This window comes from Kiloniella laminariae, assembly GCF_027214005.1.
GTDB classification, from domain to species: Bacteria; Pseudomonadota; Alphaproteobacteria; order Kiloniellales; family Kiloniellaceae; genus Kiloniella; species Kiloniella laminariae_A.
Window position 1 is genome coordinate 876,168 of record NZ_JAPWGY010000001.1, and the last position, 14,881, is coordinate 891,048.

A 14,881-nucleotide genomic window follows, 5' to 3' on the forward strand; every position below is an offset into this window, starting at 1 on the left:
TGGAGAGTTAGTGTGACGCGCCCGGGGGGTGTGAAAGTAATTGTAACAGGGCTGGAAGGTAGCGGGGCCAGAAAGTAGAGATTTTGTCTCTCGAGCAAACGGGTCTGTACAAAGGTTAGGGCTGGCTGGTCATAATTTATTTGCGGCGTGTTTGTCAGGTTTTTGGGTGATGGAGCTGAAGCAGAAGTATTCATATCCGAACAAGGTCACGCCCCCAAGGATAATCACGCCAATGGCAAAAATTGCGGCGGCAAGACCCAGGTAACCCGCAATGGCGGCGATAATCAGCAGACCAACAATACTTCCGCAGCGTTCAAACAGACGCAGAGCCCCCAGCACGGAATTGGTGCCGAGTTGTTTGAGTTCTGTTTCTGCCAGTTTCATCGTCAATTCGACCTGTGGGCCACGAAGGAGGCCATGGCCAAATCCTGTACTGGCTGCCGCGACCAGCATGGTCCACTGGGCCGGCATTCCCGCAGTGAGAAGCAGCCCGGTGCCTGTCAGCAGAGAACCGAGCAGAGCGATGGCACGGTCTTCGAGCCCCAGCGCGTTCAGCCAGCCGAGAATGGTCCCCGAAATCATAATGGTCAGGAAATAGAGCATTAACATGCGGGCTATATCTGCCGCCGAAGCGTCAAGAGCATCGAGTTGCAGGGAGAAAAGATAGGAAATAAAGACCTGGTCCATCAGGCTTTGCGGGATGGCAAGGCCAACAACGACGGCAAAAAACTTGCGGTTTCTGAAAGGAGCCAGAATGGATTTGAGCGTCAGTGGCGGCTCTTTTTCTACCGTAACCCGGACCCCTTGAGGAATCATATTGTAAAAAAGCAGGGCAGAAAAAAGGATCAGTCCGGCGCTGAACATAAATACGGCTGATGGGCCAAAGCGATCGGCAAGCACACCACCAAGAGCGGTCCCTGCGTAAATCCCGCCAAAGAGCGCGGCAGAGAAGATGCCAAGGGATTTGCTGCGCTGATCCCTTGGGGTCATGTCGATGACATAGTCCTGACAGGCAAGAACAGCCAGTGCGTAGCCTGCTCCGGCCAGGGTGCGCAAAAGAATGATTTCAATGACATTTGTCGCAAAGAACATCCCAATGTTGGTCAAAAGTACCAGCGTAAGCACACAAGGAATAAACTTTCTGGGTCCCCATTTTTCGCAGAGGCCGCGGGAAAAGGGAGTGGCGATCATATAGGCAATCAGATAACCGGCCAGCGGGAGGCTGATGACAATGGCCGGGTCAATCCAGGTTAGGGGATTTTCCGCTGCACGGGTAAAGATCGGGAAGAAGGAAAGGGCGATTTCATCGGCAGCAGCAAAGAGAAAAAGTGCCAGCCGGATGTCATTGATATAGGGAAAGGTCAGGATGCGTGGTTTTCCTGCGCCCAGGTGGAATTTTTCAGCCTGCTGCTGAAGTCTGGCCACAAGGGAGCATTTTTCAGGGTTCTGGCCGGCAAGCCTGGTGAGCTTGTCCCGCTGTATCCGATACTGTTGGTTGATTTGTATCACCCGGTCGGAAAGGTGGTTGATCAGTGCTTCGCCAAGATGCCCGCGCCGCTGTCTGACGTGGTTGGAGAAATCGCTGTCAGCCTGAAGTCTGGCAAGATGTTTGAGACGGTTGAGCGGAGAGGTCAAAGATTGGGTCATGACCAGTGTCATCGTTTCATAGGCCAATAGCAGAACCACCAGAATAACCACTAGAAGATCAAGGGCTACCGAACGGAATTGTAACGCGATATAGTCCGAGCTGGGGTCAATCAGAAGATAGCCGATCTGTTCCCCTGAAGCGGTCAGGGGATAAACAGGCATCTTCTGGCTCTGGTTTAGGGCCGTAGGTAAAAGCGAGTGTTGCCAGTCCCCGGCCTGAAAGACCAGCTTTCCGGTGGCGACGCCAAAGAAGGAGACTTCGGGGAAGTTTGCCAACAGCTTGTCAAAATAGTCTTCCAGCCCGATCATCTGTTCAAGCATGACCCCGGCATCAATGCTGCGTTGAATATTACTGCTCGCGATCTGTGCAATCAATTCGGTTCGCCTGGACAACTCGGGCGCCAGAGAACTGTCGATGCTTTTATAGGTGACAAACCCGAGCGAAAGAGCAGAGAGCAGAATAAGGGAGATCGCCCAGGGCAGAAGCTGGCGTCCATAGCTTCGGCCCAATGAGGTCAAGGTCAAGGGGGACATGATGATCTGGACAGTCTGATCTGTCAGATCAGGTTGATCGGTTGACACAGGGTGAGCTTGTGTTGCCTCGGCTGTTTCAGCCAGTCTGGTTTTCAGCAGTGTATAGTTTTTATCGGCAGTTAAAAGATCCTGCTGCAGTTCAAGAAACTGGGGGTCCAGATCCGGATCACCTGGCCGCGGCGGATGGTTGTTTTTCGACGTAAGCAACCAGTTGTGCAGCATCCGGGCACCCTTGATGGCACGGGCAAGACGCAGGCGAAAGATAAGGAAGGTCAGCAGGGAAAAAATCAGGAGCAGGGCCGCCGTTGCGATGGTAACTGTCCAGGAGACCCTGTCAATCATACGTTTAAAGGTCTGCTTTGCGTAAATGATTTCTATGGTGCCGACAGCCTTCTTGTTTGTATCAAAAAGTGTGCGATAGCTTTTTAAATGTTCTTCCGTATTCAGAGCCCAATTGCCGGATTGATTCTGGGGCCGCTGGTCAAGGTCTTCGAGGGAGAGTCTGGCCGGAAATTGGGCCTGACTGGAATGAACCGGGGTGCCGTTGGGCGTGAAAACATGAATGGCTTCGATTTCCGGATCCAGTGATTTGGCCTGGACAAGCAGGTTGTGGGCATTGTCCAGACCGGAGAGCGGTAAGCCGGGATCTGTCACCGGAGAGAAAGAGGTGGCAAGAGACTGGGTTATCACGTTGAGACGTTGATGTATCAGATCAGACAGCAAGGCATTGTGCTGCAAGACTGACAAGAGAGCCAGAATACAAAGCACGGTCGCTATGAGAGCAGTAAAGGCACTCCAGCAACGCCAAAGCAAAAACATCGGAAATCCCCCCCCCCAGGGTTTGATTTTTACTACCCTAACGTGCCTGTATCCTGATTGACAGGACTATTAAGTCTTTATTTACCATGATTTTTTCCTGTCTCTCATCAGTTCTCTGCAGATTGCCTGACCAGCTTGTGTTTGGATTTCATTGAAATCATTCTAAAAACTCATGAGCAAATGAGAAAACACTGTTTTCTTTGGTGCATTGCAAGGTGTTATACCAAGGCAGATGGTCTCTTGTTTAGTCGCCTGTTTCGGCTGTATAAGCCCGGCGATGAGAACAGTAGATAGTTTCTGTTGCTGCGTGTGCGAAGGAAGATAAAGTGATGAGTAACGATAATATCCAGTCCAGGTCCACTTTTGTTCCGGCGAATGAAATCAGATCGCAGTTTTCCCAGGCCATGTCGGCCATGTACCGCGAGGAAGTTCCGGCCTATGGCGAGCTGATGGCGCTGGTCGAGGAAATCAATGCCACACGTCTGGCGGATGACGCGCAGTTGCGCGATCAGCTGGATCACAGCAACGGGCTGGACCGGATCACCGAGGAGCGCCACGGGGCGATCCGGGTGGGAACCGCGGCGGAACTCAACACCCTGCGGCGTCTGTTTGCGGTGATGGGCATGGAGCCTGTGGGCTATTACGATCTGGCGGTTGCGGGCATTCCGGTGCATTCCACCGCCTTTCGCCCGGTGGCTGAAGCAGACCTGAATATCAATCCTTTCCGGGTTTTCACCTCGCTGTTGCGGCTGGAACTGATCGAGGATGCCGAGCTTCGCCGGGCTGCCGAAGCCGTTCTGGCTGCCCGTGATATCTTTACCCCGGCGGCGCGCAACCTGATTGACCGGGCCGAGGCCCAGGGGGGGCTCAACGAAGAAGACGCGGCGCGTTTTGTCACCGAGGCACTGGAAACATTCCGTTGGCACAGCAAGGCGATTGTTGATGCGGATCTCTATCAGAAGCTGCACGACGAGCACCGCCTGATCGCCGATATCGTGTCGTTCCACGGCCCGCATATCAACCACCTGACCCCGCGCACCCTGGATATTGACGCGGTTCAACGCGCCATGCCGGGCCGGGGCATCAATCCGAAAGAGGTGATCGAAGGCCCGCCCGAACGGAACTGCCCGATCCTGCTGCGCCAGACATCGTTCAAGGCGCTGGAAGAAAAGGTGCTGTTCAGGACGGCTGAGGGAACAGGCTGGAGCGAAGGATCACACACGGCCCGTTTTGGCGAGATTGAACAGCGCGGTATTGCCCTGACAGCCAAGGGGCGCAAGCTCTATGACGATCTGCTGGAGGCAACGCGGGCGGCGGTGCGCGCGGGTGAGGGAACCTATGAGACCCTGCTGCTGGAAAAGTTCCGCGCCTTTCCGGACAGCTATGCCGAACTGCGTGCAGAGGGACTGGCGTTTTTCCGCTACTCCCTGACCGACAAAGGGGCAGAGCTGGCCCGTTCTGTCGGCATCAGCGGAACCCTTGAAGGACTGTTGGAAATCGGACTGATCCGTTTTGATCCGATTATCTATGAAGACTTCCTTCCGGTATCCGCCGCCGGAATTTTCCAGTCCAATCTGGGCGATACAGGGGCGGAGATCGTCTATGCCAACCCGAGCCAGAGCAGCTTTGAAGCGGATCTGGGGGCAAAGGTCCATGACGAACTGGCCCTCTATGCCGAGCTGGAGCAGGCCTCTTTTGCCGCCTGTCAGGCCCTGTTGTCGGAAAAAGCCCAACCTGCAAAAGCTTCAATCGACAAGGCAGATGTCGCGGCTTGATCCCCTGACCGCAGCAGGCCTATAAAGAATACACCGGAACGGGGGGACGATAGCGTCCCCTTCGTTTGTGTTGCTGAAATATACCGAGTTCTGGAACTGTCATGTCTGATCCTGTTGTAGCCGCGTCTTCTTCTTGCGTAACCGCATCCTCTGTAACGGAAAGACAGCTTGCTGATCTGCAGGAAATTCTTGGCGACAAGGGGCTGCTACAGGGAACAGCGGATCTGGCGACTTATGAAACCTGCGTGCGCTATGGCGCTGGGACAGCGGCTTTTGTCGCCCGCCCGCAAAACAGTGCAGAACTGTCGCGGGTGCTGGCCTATTGCGTAACCCAGGGCATCTGCCTGATCCCGCAGTCGGGCAACAGCGGTCTGGTCGGGGCCTCGACCCCGGACGGCACTGGCACGCAAGGCGTGCTGTCGCTGGATCGCCTGACTTTACGGGATCAGAATGGAAAGATCGAACTGGACGAAGACAACCGCTCGGTCACCGTCGGGGCCGGGGTGCGGCTGTCAGATCTCAACAGCTTTCTGGCCGAACGCGGTTACAGCTTTCCCATCGATCTGGGTGCAGACCCGCGCATTGGCGGCATGATCGCAACCAATACCGGCGGCGCGCGCTTCCTGCGCTATGGTGATGTGCGCCAGAACACACTGGGTATCAAGGTTGTGCTGGCCGATGCACAGGGCACCGAGCTGGATTTCATGTCGGGCCTGCGCAAGGACAACACCGGGGTGGACTGGAAGCAGATCTTTATCGGCACCTCAGGCGTTTACGGCGTGATTACCGAAGCCGTGCTCAATGTCGAGCGCCTGCCGAAACAGTCTGCCGCCGCCCTGCTGGTGCCGCGCGATGAAGAAGCTGTGCTGCCGCTGTTGCGCGCGCTTGAAGAACGATGTGGCAGTCAGCTCACCGCCTTTGAAGGCATGTCCGCCGAGGCCATGGCTTGTGCCTTTGATCATGTGCCTTCGCTGCGCAATCCCTTTCCCGGCGGCGAACTGCCCGGCTATGCCATTCTTGCCGAGGTCTCTCGCAGCTGGGACAAACGCGATGCGGAAGAAAGCCTGGATGACCTGCTCGAAGCCGTGTTGGCTGAGATCTGGGAATTTGACGGCGAACCGCTGGCCAATGCCTTTATCGGGCGGCCCGAGGAAATGTGGTCTCTGCGCCACGCCCTGTCAGAAGGGGTCAAACACGCGGGCAAGCTGGTGCCCTTCGACGTTTCCTTCCGCCGCGGTGTGCTGATGGAATTCCGTGCGGCCATGGCGCAGGACCTGCCCAAGCACTTTCCCGAGGTGCGCATCTGTGACTTCGGCCATATCGGCGACGGGGGCCTGCACTTTAACCTCGCCATCGCCAAAGACGACCCGCGCCTTGCTGACGAGAGCTTTATCCCCTCCTTGCGCAACTGGGTCGTCACCCGCGTGGTCGAGGATTTCAACGGCAGCTTCTCGGCCGAACACGCGATAGGCCGCAGCAACCAGGGCTTTTACGACGCCTATACCCCGGAAAAAATCAAAAACCTCGCCGCCGGACTGAAAGACCTGACCTCGCCCGGTAAACTGGGCGCAGTCAAACTGGGCTAGGGGCAGGGGCTTAAGACCGGAAGGGGAATTTCCCCTTCCAGACCATCCCGTTTGGGGACTTTCCATCCGGCGCATTTTCAGGAGCATAAAATGACTATTCGTTATGGTCATTTTGGATTATGATGACCATATGAAGCCGTCATCAGAGGAAATCCAGGAAACTCAGGTAATGGAAACTGTCTCGAAAACTGAATTCAAGGCCAAGGCGCTTGAGCTTTTCCGCGGGATAGAGCAAACCGGGGAAAGCAAGATCATAACCGATCATGGCAAGCCGACATTGGAAATCCGTAAATTGCTGCAGGATAAACCCGATCCGCTGACCCTGCTTCGGGGAACCGTGGTAAAGTTTGAAACGCCCCATGATCCGGTGGGCGAGAACGATTGGGATCTGGCCTGATGATCTTGCTGGATACCCATGTACTGGTCTGGTGGGTGTCGGGGGATAGTGCGCTTTCTGATAATGCAGCAAAGGCGATTGAGCAGGCCCGGGCAGAGCAGGGGGAAATCCTTGTCTCTTCGATATCTGCTTGGGAAATTGCCATGCTGATACAGAAAGAACGGCTGGTTTTGACCATGGAAGTCGACCGTTGGCTTGAACAGGTTTCACAAATAGAAGGACTGCGTTTTGTTCCGGTAGATAATGAGATTGCAGTCAAATCAACTCTGCTGCCCGGACTGTTTCACAAAGACCCGGCGGACCGGATGATTGTTGCCACTGCCCGGAAGTTCGCCATCCCCCTGCTTACTGCCGATAGCAAGATTCTGGCTTATGAGCATGTTGCGACAATCTGGTGAGCAGGTTTTCAGAACGGTGGGTCATCAGGGTTTACCCCGTTTTTTACTGAAAAGCCCGGTCTGTTCTTTTCCTCCCTGCTAGAAGGAATAATTTCTCTCACTTACTTAAAAAATCGGATTAATTCTATTCACGGTCTTTAATACAAAGGACAGGCGCGGGTAGAGGGTTTTTGTGATCTTGGCAGTGTAGATTTTGGCCTGTTTTTCTTCGTCCCTGTCGTGATCTCTGTGCCCGAAAACACAATGCGCGACTTCCTGGTATAAACTGATTTCACGCAGGAAATTCAGCCCCCTGCCAAAGACGAGCTGTAAAAACCGGTTGTCCGGTCTGGCATATCGATCCCATCTCAGGGTGATAACATTGAACCAGGCGAGGTGAAAGCTGGCGTAATCGTAGTCCTCCCGACCTGGAAGGATAAAAATTCGCGAAATCCGGGAACGATCCTCGGCAGAGATATTGTGCAACCAGCTTTCGACTTTGGCACTCGCCTGCTGTTCGGGATCGATGGTTTTGTCTTCAAAGATCTGGATCTGCCCAAGTGTGATTGTGCGGTAATTGTCAAGGCTGAAGCGTGCGACAATCCCAAGCGTCCGCCGGATCGAGGGATGACATTCCTGTTGCAAGGCCTCGGTGATAAAGGCGCGGGAACTGGCTTCGTCGAGATCATGTAGAATGGTACTGATACTGCTGATCAGGGATATTATATTTTTGTGTTCAAGCCGGGTCAGGTCAACTTTTCGCAGTTCCTGAAGCAGAGGGGACACGGCATCCCCGCGAAAGCCATAGAGCTTGACACAAGCCTCGGCAATCATCCCGGGATGCTCGATAAACGCCGCTTTTTTAAGTTGCTGGATCGCCAGATCAACGGGATCACGCGGGATATTTTTTGAAACCTGAGTTTCCGTCATGAAAACCTTGTCGCTGATTGTTCCATGGGATTTTTGCTAACTCTGTTCCGCCCGTCGGAATAAAGTTTTAGATCCTGATTAACACCAAAACAGGTCTTTATCGTGGGCTTTCCAAGATCAGAAAAAAAGGGGGAAAATCAAAAAAAGTTGCCTAAACTAGAACAAGCCAGAAACGGGAATGTCAACCTGTTACCATCTCTTTACAGGCATTCCGGAGTTAGTGGGATCAGATCACTTTCAGCAATTAACGAAATATCATTACTGCCGCTAGGGACTAAACCAAATATCTCAAAATTCATTTTAACGAGTTTCTCAAGAAATGGCAGAGTATCTTCGATACACCTGCTAATACGATAGCCAGCCATGGCATTAGCGGGTAGTGCTCCCTGTCCTTTTGGGAAATCAAATAATTTTGCCAAAAACATTAAAGGTTTGGGAATTTTGTTATGAAGCTCTTGAATTCGTGCTGAATTTGGGACAGAACCGCTTTGAAGCAGTCCCTCATAGTCTTTAACAATTTTCAAAAAATCTTCACTCTTAATTGCATATGTAGACAGCACCTCATGTGAACTTTCAGGGTGTTTGAGATACCATGCTCGTGCGAGAAGTTGGGCTTGTGTAATATTGAGAAAGATATGTTTCTTCCCTTCAAGTTGGCCGAAATGAATCAAGGGAAGGACACCGCCAGCATAATTATCCACAAGAGATCCAGAAGACTGGACTAATATACGACCAGGTATAGAAATCATCGTTGGTGGCAAACCAGTCGAATTGACGACACGATAAATTGCTTTTACAAACTTCGCATATGCTGAATCATCTTTTCGACGAATATTTTCCTGATACAGACTTTCCAGTATATAATATTCAGTATCAATATATTTGTTTCTATTATCGCCCTCTTCTTGAGAGTGTGCCAAAAGAGAAAAACTACAAACAAGAGTTACTATAGTAATCAATGAGTTGCTTATTCTCTTACTACCACTTAGGAGAATATCTTTCATTTAACACCGTTTAATCGCCCGTTTTTTTGCTTTTTCCCCGAATCATCTGATATTGCCGGGTCATAAGTGCTTGTTCATTCCGCAGTTACTAAAGCAGTTCGCGGAATGATCGTAAATAAAATATAGGAACTTAGTATTGCGATTGTTCAGGGCGACCCCGGCTCATGCAATTGTCAGAAAAGATCAAATCCAGCCACATCCGTAACAAACAGGTAAGGATTTTGACGATAGGATAGGCTAGAATATCTCGGGGAATATCTTGGCCGCAGGAGATTGGCAACGCGGGGGCAGCTGGCAGGTGATTATTTGTACAGTTACTGGAAAAATGGAAAAGGTCTGAGGCGTTTTTTTGCCTCTGGAATTTTCCTGTTTCTTGCCGGGCTTCTGGTGCCGGTGATTTCCAGTGCAGACACACTGGCAAAACCGGGCAAACGACCGCTGGTCATTGGCGTGTCAGACTGGGCACCCTATACCGGGGCGGAGCTGCCGGGGCACGGCTTTCTGACCGAGTTGACCAGCATCGGCATGAAACGTGCGGGCTATGATACCGTGATCCGGGACCTGCCTTGGTCGCGTATCCTCAAGGAAGCCCAGCGCGGCGAGGTCGATCTGATCCCGCATATATGGTACACCGACGAACGGAATGAATATGTGGCTTTTGGCCCGGTTCTGGCGCAGAACAGGCTGGTGCTGATTTCCTGTCTTGATCGCGATCCCGAAATTGAAACCATTGCCGATCTGGACAACCTGATTGTCGGCACGATGCAGGACTATGCCTATCCGGAAGAGTTCCTTGCCGCGACCGGGTTCAAACGCGACCCGACGCAAAGTCTGGAAGGCAATCTGATGAAGCTGGCCAATGGCCGGGTTGATGCCGTGATCGATGATGAACTGGTTGTTCGCCATACCGCCCGGATGCTCTATCCCGAAGGCGATCCCTTTCGTTATGCAAAGCACGTGCTGGAGGCCAAGGATCTCTTCCTTGCCATTTCCCGAAAGAGCCCGGACCATCAAAAGATCATGGCGCTTTTTACCCGGGAACTGGAGCAGATGAAGGCCGACGGGAGTTATGACAAGCTGCTGGAAAAACACGGTTTGTCCCCATCTGTTCCGCCGTCCTGAGGGGGGAGTTAGTCCCCCGGATTGAGGAACCCTTTAGCCGCAACCCTGATCCCACCGACCCAGCGGTCACGGCTGGTCAGGTCAAGATAATTGGCTTTTCCGGCCAGCACATCTCGCCCGCATTGTGTAATATGGATCAGACGATCCGGCCAGATCTGCGGCGGTGCATCCGGATCGCGGTTGTCGTCCAGCAAAGGCTCTGCCGCCTGTCGCAACATCACCAGTTCATGCCAGTACATCAGATCACCCAGATAGGGCAGGGGTTCACGTTCGCGCATCAGCTGGCCAAAAAGCCTGCCCCCCGTAAGCGGCCCGTCCTGATCGAGGATTTCCAGCGTCAGACGCTGGGTCAGGCTCAACCCGGTGAGCGGATCGGGCAGTTCCTGCAGGTGGCGTTTCAAAGCCGCAGCCATAGGCGGAATTGCGGCGGTGCCTTCTGTGACCAGCGTCTCAAGCGCCTGTGGGGTGGGCTGGCGCAGGGCGTTCCAGACCCGGGTACCAAGTTTGAGCTGTTCGGGTGTGATTTTTTCCCGTCGGTTTTCCCACAGCCAGATCAGCAGTTCCGGTGCCAGTTGTCCCAGCCCGGTAAAATCAGGCAGGCCGGGAACCTGATCGACGCAGATCAGCTCGAAGCGGGGGAGGCCTTCTGCCGGAGAGGGGCCGTTGCCGGAAGTCGTGCTGTCCGGATCAGCCACAGGGGAAAGCAGTGACGGGAAAGCGCGGGCGATATAATCCAGCAGAAAAGCCAGGATCAGCTGGTCATAGCTGTCGTGTTCAAACCAGAGCACAACCCGGCTGTAGTCCTGCAGCCTGTCCAGCCCGTCATAGGCCTGACGCTGTCGGCCCAGAGTATCTTCCGGATCAAGTCCGTAGGCCGAGGTGATAAAATCAGCCCGCTGTTTCAGAAACCCCTCAAGGGGCAGGTCGGGCAAGGGGCCTTGACAGAAGGGGTCGGAAAATTCGTGGAAAGCCCCGGTAAATCCAGCGATCTCAAGCGCATGGCGGATGTCCGAACCACAGCGAAGATGCAGGGTTTGCGGACTGTCCAGCCGGGGAACAGTGCTTGTGGCAATCTGTTTTTTGCGCAGGGCCAGACGGTCGCAATGGGTCTTGAGTTTGGGCCAGCTGGCAAAACCGGCCTCGCGGGCGATCACCAGCTGGGCATCGGCCAGTCTGGCAGTGGCTACACCTGACGCGTGGCCAGAGGAATGGCAGGCGGCAAAGCGCTGCAGGGCAGATCTGTTTCCGGTTGCAAAGGCCTTGAGCAGATCCTTGGCACGTTTTTTCTGTTGTTCAAGATTGAGCGCCCCGCTGAACATGGATCGCGAGGCCGGGGTCTGCTGTGGCTGTTGCGGTGTTTTTGCCTTGGCGTTGTCGTTGTTGTCGGGGCGTGGGGCCGGGCTTTCCGGTTTTTGTGAAGACATACGATTATCCCATGAAAAAGCCTGCGTCCGCCTGACAGGTCAGGAAATCGTTTATGAAAAACTCTGGTTTCTTGTGGGCGCAGCCCTTTCCGCGGACGGGGAGGCTTCGGGAAAAGCCCTGCTCATTTTATGCCACGGCTTTTGACCGGGCGTCAACTGCATCCGCTATCTCATGCAGGGCTTCGATCCATCCCCGTCAAAAGGATGATTATTGCAGCAACAGCTTGAGCTGGGCGGTGCGGCTGTTGCTCAGCCAGCTCAGCAGATCCGGTTGCTGGAGAGAGGGGTTGAGAGCCTGTAACAGCTTTGCGGTGCTGTCGCGGTAGGGCAGCCAGAGGCGCTGGACCTCGCGCAGATCGTCCGGGGTCGGCAGATAATCGGGCTGATCCGGTTGGGCGAGAAAGGCCATGGCGTCTTTATAGGCGCTGTTCAGGGCGCGGTCAGTGCTGGCGAAATCCTGCGGGCTGCGGGGAACCAGCTTTCGGTTCTGGACCTGCCGAACCATGGCAATCCAGGCGTTTTTCTGTTCCATGGCCGAATTGTTGATCCAGGCGGCGCGCCCGGTGCCGCCGTGGCCTTCTTCCTTTGTTGTTTTGGCATTGATGAAAAGGCTGGCATCGCTATAGGCCTGCTCTAGCAGCGGGTGGAGTTCCGGGGCGATTCCGGCCTTGAGCAGGTCAAGCTGATCGTTGCGGGTCTGGTTGTCCTGTTTTTCACTGCGGGCGGCGCAAAAGCCCATGCCTGATCCACTGGTGACATAGTCACAGATATTGAAGGGAACAACCTTGTCGGCTTTCCAGTTGGTGTAGCTGTCGCGGATCGCCGCCGCGGTTTCCGCCGGGACGGAGCCGCCGCGGATCACAAGATTAAGCACCAGTTCCGGGTCAGGCTTGCCAAAGCGTCCGCCGCGCGAGGCTTCCTCGGCCAGTTGCCAGATGCCATAAAAATCATCTTCCAGGGCGGCTTCGTCCAGCTTGTAACGGGTGATGAAAGCGTCGGGGTCAAAGTTCCGGGGTTCTGCCGCCATCTGTAACACCCGCAGCTTTGCTTCGCCGTCGTAAAGTTCCAGCGCCGGATTGACCTGCTGGGCCTGATAAAACAGATCGAGGGCGGCTTGGGGATTGGCGCGGCGCAGGCTGTCGGCGCGAAAGACCAGGGCATCAAGCACATAACCCAGCGCCTCGCCATGGCCGAGTTTTGCTGCCTCGCTCAGGTGATAAAGCCGTTGTTCTTCCGGCAGGATGTATTTGTAGGACAGCTCGAAATGGCCTTCGGCAGAACCAAGCCCGGCGGCCTGAAGATACAGGGCTCTGGCGGCTTCCTGATCGCCGTCATCATAAAGTGCGTCGGCCTGTTCCAGCAACTCCAGCGCCGGGAAGCTGGTTGCTGAAGAGGTTTGGGCAAGGGCCGGACTGCTGAGACCGAGAGAGACAAAAAAGGCGAGGAACAGGCTTTTCATAATGCGACCATGGCTGAAGGACAGGGTTCGAGCGTTACAGCTAACACCCGCATTGTGGAATTTTCATGGCTTGTGAGCAAGTCGTGTTGGACGAAGCGATCAAAGCCGGAGAAATGATCCCAAATACAAGGGTTACAACGTAACCTTGGGACGCAGGATGGTGTTGGAGACCAGCAGGCCCGCGGCAATGGTCAGGGCAACGATAAACATCTGCATGAACTGGTCCACCCCCTTGTCGGTTTCACCTGCGGCGGCAACAATCAGGCCGCGGAAACCGATCGAACCACTGACCAGCACGGTGATGGCCGGGATCAGCACGATCGAGGTCGGGCGTCCGGTGGCCCGTGACCAGAGGTTGGCAAAAATCCCGGCAACGATAGCGCCAAAAAGTGCCCCGAGATTGGCCGAGAGCAGCTGGCTGGACAGCATCACCCCGCCATAGGAGAGCGCGCAGCTGACCAGGACCCAGAAGACATCGCGCCAGAGAGTCTGGTAGGCGACACAAAGCCCCATGAACAGCAGGCTGATATAGAGCCAGATGAAATGATCGCCGAGGGTTGATTCCGTGGTGCCGGGGGCGGCATCCCAGAGCACACCGACCGAGGCAATGCCGAGCCAGGCCCCGGTGAACTGTTTGATCAGATAGACCAGCCCGCCGATAAGGCGCGCGGAACCGGCGACTACATAGTTATCGACAATTTCGATAATCCCTGCACTGACGGCAAAGCCGGGAATCAGAATGACAATGGCCGAGAGGGTAACAACCGTGTGGTTGATTTCGGGCAGGAACAGCTTGAGCGCGGCAGCGCAGAGCCCGGCAATATAGGCACTGACAAAGGGCAGGGCATCGGCCAGCCGTCCGCCGACCCGTTCCGATATCACGGCGATGGCATAGACCAGCAAAGACAGCAGGCCGGAAAAGAGAATGTCCCAGCGGTTGCCCTGGATCAGCCCGGCAAACCCGAGGCCGACCAGCGCAAAGCTGAGAGCGTAGCTGGTGACGCCCCAGGGATTGGGCAGGCCGTCAATTTCGTCAAGGCGCTTTGAGGCCCTGGCAAGAGACAGCTCGCCCGCGACCAGCTTGTCGACCAACTCGCCGACATAGGCCAGCTTGGCCATGTTGTAGCCGCCCGCCGGGACCGCGACAATATGGGTGCGCTGCCACAGCTGGTCTTCTTGCCAGAAGGCAAAGGTGATTTCGGAAGGTGTCGAGCGAAAGACTCCGTGATAGCCAAGAGATTCCGTGACCCGGACAAGGAATGATTCCAGCCGGGCGGCAGAAGGGCCATAGCCATTTACCGCTGTGCCGAGCTTGATGATAAACTGGCAGGCCTCGTCAAAGGCGCGATCATTTCTCTTGAGCTTGTTCATGGCCTGTCTGGTGATACTTCAGTTTGTTAGGAGGTTGGTTGTTCAGCTTGCTGTTCTCTTATGGATGAGGGGCTGCACCACCAAATTCTTCTGCAAGATAGCGGGTGATTGCGACCGGATCGGTGATGGTCTGCTTTTCCCCGTCCTTTTGCCCTTCCCAGTCGGAGAGTACCAGTACGGGCAACCACTGTTTGTCTTCTCCGAGTAAGGCCACCAGTTCCTGTCTCGGGCGGGGAAAGGCGATCCGTTTGAGTTCAATATGATCCAGCCATTGCGGGTTGACCATCAGGGCGCCTTCGATCAGGGCACAGTGGCTGCAAAACCAGCTGTCGCTTGATGACGGGGGAACAAGTTCAGGATCGGTGAAAGGCATCTCAAGGACAAACAGGCGTGGTTTCATGGCAGATCTTACCTTGCGCAGGTGGCCGTCGACAGG

At 54.7% G+C, this 14,881-nt stretch carries 12 protein-coding genes; 5 read left to right on the top strand and 7 right to left on the bottom strand.

Annotation, left to right across the window (positions count from 1 at the left end):
- Nucleotides 1–129: 129 nt before the first annotated feature.
- Entirely contained in the window at nucleotides 130–3,000 is a 2,871-nt protein-coding gene (locus tag O4H49_RS04085) for an MFS transporter (RefSeq protein WP_269422143.1), read from the bottom strand.
- Between the two features lie 329 nt (nucleotides 3,001–3,329).
- Between O4H49_RS04085 and O4H49_RS04090 the strand changes: the two genes are divergently transcribed.
- The 4 genes from O4H49_RS04090 to O4H49_RS04105 all read left to right on the top strand — a co-directional run bounded on the left by O4H49_RS04090 (nucleotide 3,330) and on the right by O4H49_RS04105 (nucleotide 7,156).
- Nucleotides 3,330–4,775, top strand: a complete 1,446-nt coding sequence (locus O4H49_RS04090; RefSeq protein WP_269422144.1) for a VOC family protein — start codon at nucleotides 3,330–3,332, stop codon at nucleotides 4,773–4,775.
- A 101-nt stretch (nucleotides 4,776–4,876) separates the two neighbouring features.
- Complete coding sequence (locus tag O4H49_RS04095) at nucleotides 4,877–6,361, top strand: FAD-binding oxidoreductase (protein ID WP_269422145.1); 1,485 nt, start codon at nucleotides 4,877–4,879, stop codon at nucleotides 6,359–6,361.
- A gap of 103 nt (nucleotides 6,362–6,464) precedes the next feature.
- On the top strand, nucleotides 6,465–6,758 hold the full coding sequence (locus O4H49_RS04100; protein WP_269422146.1) for a type II toxin-antitoxin system Phd/YefM family antitoxin: 294 nt from the start codon (nucleotides 6,465–6,467) through the stop codon (nucleotides 6,756–6,758).
- A complete protein-coding gene (locus O4H49_RS04105; protein WP_269422147.1) occupies nucleotides 6,758–7,156 on the top strand; it encodes a type II toxin-antitoxin system VapC family toxin in 399 nt (132 codons plus the stop codon). The genes O4H49_RS04100 and O4H49_RS04105 overlap by 1 nt, the downstream gene beginning before the upstream one ends.
- A 105-nt stretch (nucleotides 7,157–7,261) precedes the next feature.
- Here the strand turns inward: O4H49_RS04105 and O4H49_RS04110 are convergent, their stop codons facing one another.
- Nucleotides 7,262–8,065 carry a hypothetical protein gene (locus tag O4H49_RS04110; protein WP_269422148.1) on the bottom strand — a complete coding sequence of 268 codons (804 nt, stop codon included), beginning with the start codon at nucleotides 8,063–8,065 and terminating at the stop codon, nucleotides 7,262–7,264.
- A 200-nt stretch (nucleotides 8,066–8,265) separates the two neighbouring features.
- Nucleotides 8,266–9,069 (bottom strand): hypothetical protein, encoded by an 804-nt coding sequence (locus O4H49_RS04115; protein ID WP_269422149.1) that lies wholly within the window; start codon nucleotides 9,067–9,069, stop codon nucleotides 8,266–8,268.
- Between the two features lie 306 nt (nucleotides 9,070–9,375).
- On the opposite strand from O4H49_RS04115, the gene O4H49_RS04120 reads away from it, so the two are divergent.
- Nucleotides 9,376–10,191 (top strand): substrate-binding periplasmic protein, encoded by an 816-nt coding sequence (locus tag O4H49_RS04120; RefSeq protein ID WP_269422150.1) that lies wholly within the window; start codon nucleotides 9,376–9,378, stop codon nucleotides 10,189–10,191.
- Nucleotides 10,192–10,199: 8 nt separating this feature from the next.
- Here the strand turns inward: O4H49_RS04120 and O4H49_RS04125 are convergent, their stop codons facing one another.
- The 4 genes from O4H49_RS04125 to O4H49_RS04140 all read right to left on the bottom strand — a co-directional run bounded on the left by O4H49_RS04125 (nucleotide 10,200) and on the right by O4H49_RS04140 (nucleotide 14,845).
- Nucleotides 10,200–11,615 carry a DUF1835 domain-containing protein gene (locus O4H49_RS04125; RefSeq protein ID WP_269422151.1) on the bottom strand — a complete coding sequence of 472 codons (1,416 nt, stop codon included), beginning with the start codon at nucleotides 11,613–11,615 and terminating at the stop codon, nucleotides 10,200–10,202.
- Between the two features lie 208 nt (nucleotides 11,616–11,823).
- Entirely contained in the window at nucleotides 11,824–13,074 is a 1,251-nt protein-coding gene (locus tag O4H49_RS04130) for a lysozyme inhibitor LprI family protein (RefSeq protein ID WP_269422152.1), read from the bottom strand.
- Between the two features lie 132 nt (nucleotides 13,075–13,206).
- Complete coding sequence (locus tag O4H49_RS04135; RefSeq protein WP_269422153.1) at nucleotides 13,207–14,445, bottom strand: threonine/serine ThrE exporter family protein; 1,239 nt, start codon at nucleotides 14,443–14,445, stop codon at nucleotides 13,207–13,209.
- Between the two features lie 58 nt (nucleotides 14,446–14,503).
- Nucleotides 14,504–14,845, bottom strand: coding sequence for a DUF3088 family protein (locus O4H49_RS04140; RefSeq protein ID WP_269422154.1), 342 nt, complete (start codon nucleotides 14,843–14,845; stop codon nucleotides 14,504–14,506).
- Nucleotides 14,846–14,881: the final 36 nt, after the last annotated feature.

Bases quoted from the DNA above. Each gene is read 5' to 3' on its own strand.
- O4H49_RS04085 (WP_269422143.1), bottom strand. From the start codon at position 3,000: ATGTTTTTGCTTTGGCGTTGCTGGAGTGCCTTTACTGCTCTCATAGCG.
- O4H49_RS04090 (WP_269422144.1), top strand. From the start codon at position 3,330: ATGAGTAACGATAATATCCAGTCCAGGTCCACTTTTGTTCCGGCGAAT.
- O4H49_RS04095 (WP_269422145.1), top strand. From the start codon at position 4,877: ATGTCTGATCCTGTTGTAGCCGCGTCTTCTTCTTGCGTAACCGCATCC.
- O4H49_RS04100 (WP_269422146.1), top strand. From the start codon at position 6,465: ATGGTCATTTTGGATTATGATGACCATATGAAGCCGTCATCAGAGGAA.
- O4H49_RS04105 (WP_269422147.1), top strand. From the start codon at position 6,758: ATGATCTTGCTGGATACCCATGTACTGGTCTGGTGGGTGTCGGGGGAT.
- O4H49_RS04110 (WP_269422148.1), bottom strand. From the start codon at position 8,065: ATGACGGAAACTCAGGTTTCAAAAAATATCCCGCGTGATCCCGTTGAT.
- O4H49_RS04115 (WP_269422149.1), bottom strand. From the start codon at position 9,069: ATGAAAGATATTCTCCTAAGTGGTAGTAAGAGAATAAGCAACTCATTG.
- O4H49_RS04125 (WP_269422151.1), bottom strand. From the start codon at position 11,615: ATGTCTTCACAAAAACCGGAAAGCCCGGCCCCACGCCCCGACAACAAC.
- O4H49_RS04130 (WP_269422152.1), bottom strand. From the start codon at position 13,074: ATGAAAAGCCTGTTCCTCGCCTTTTTTGTCTCTCTCGGTCTCAGCAGT.
- O4H49_RS04135 (WP_269422153.1), bottom strand. From the start codon at position 14,445: ATGAACAAGCTCAAGAGAAATGATCGCGCCTTTGACGAGGCCTGCCAG.
- O4H49_RS04140 (WP_269422154.1), bottom strand. From the start codon at position 14,845: ATGAAACCACGCCTGTTTGTCCTTGAGATGCCTTTCACCGATCCTGAA.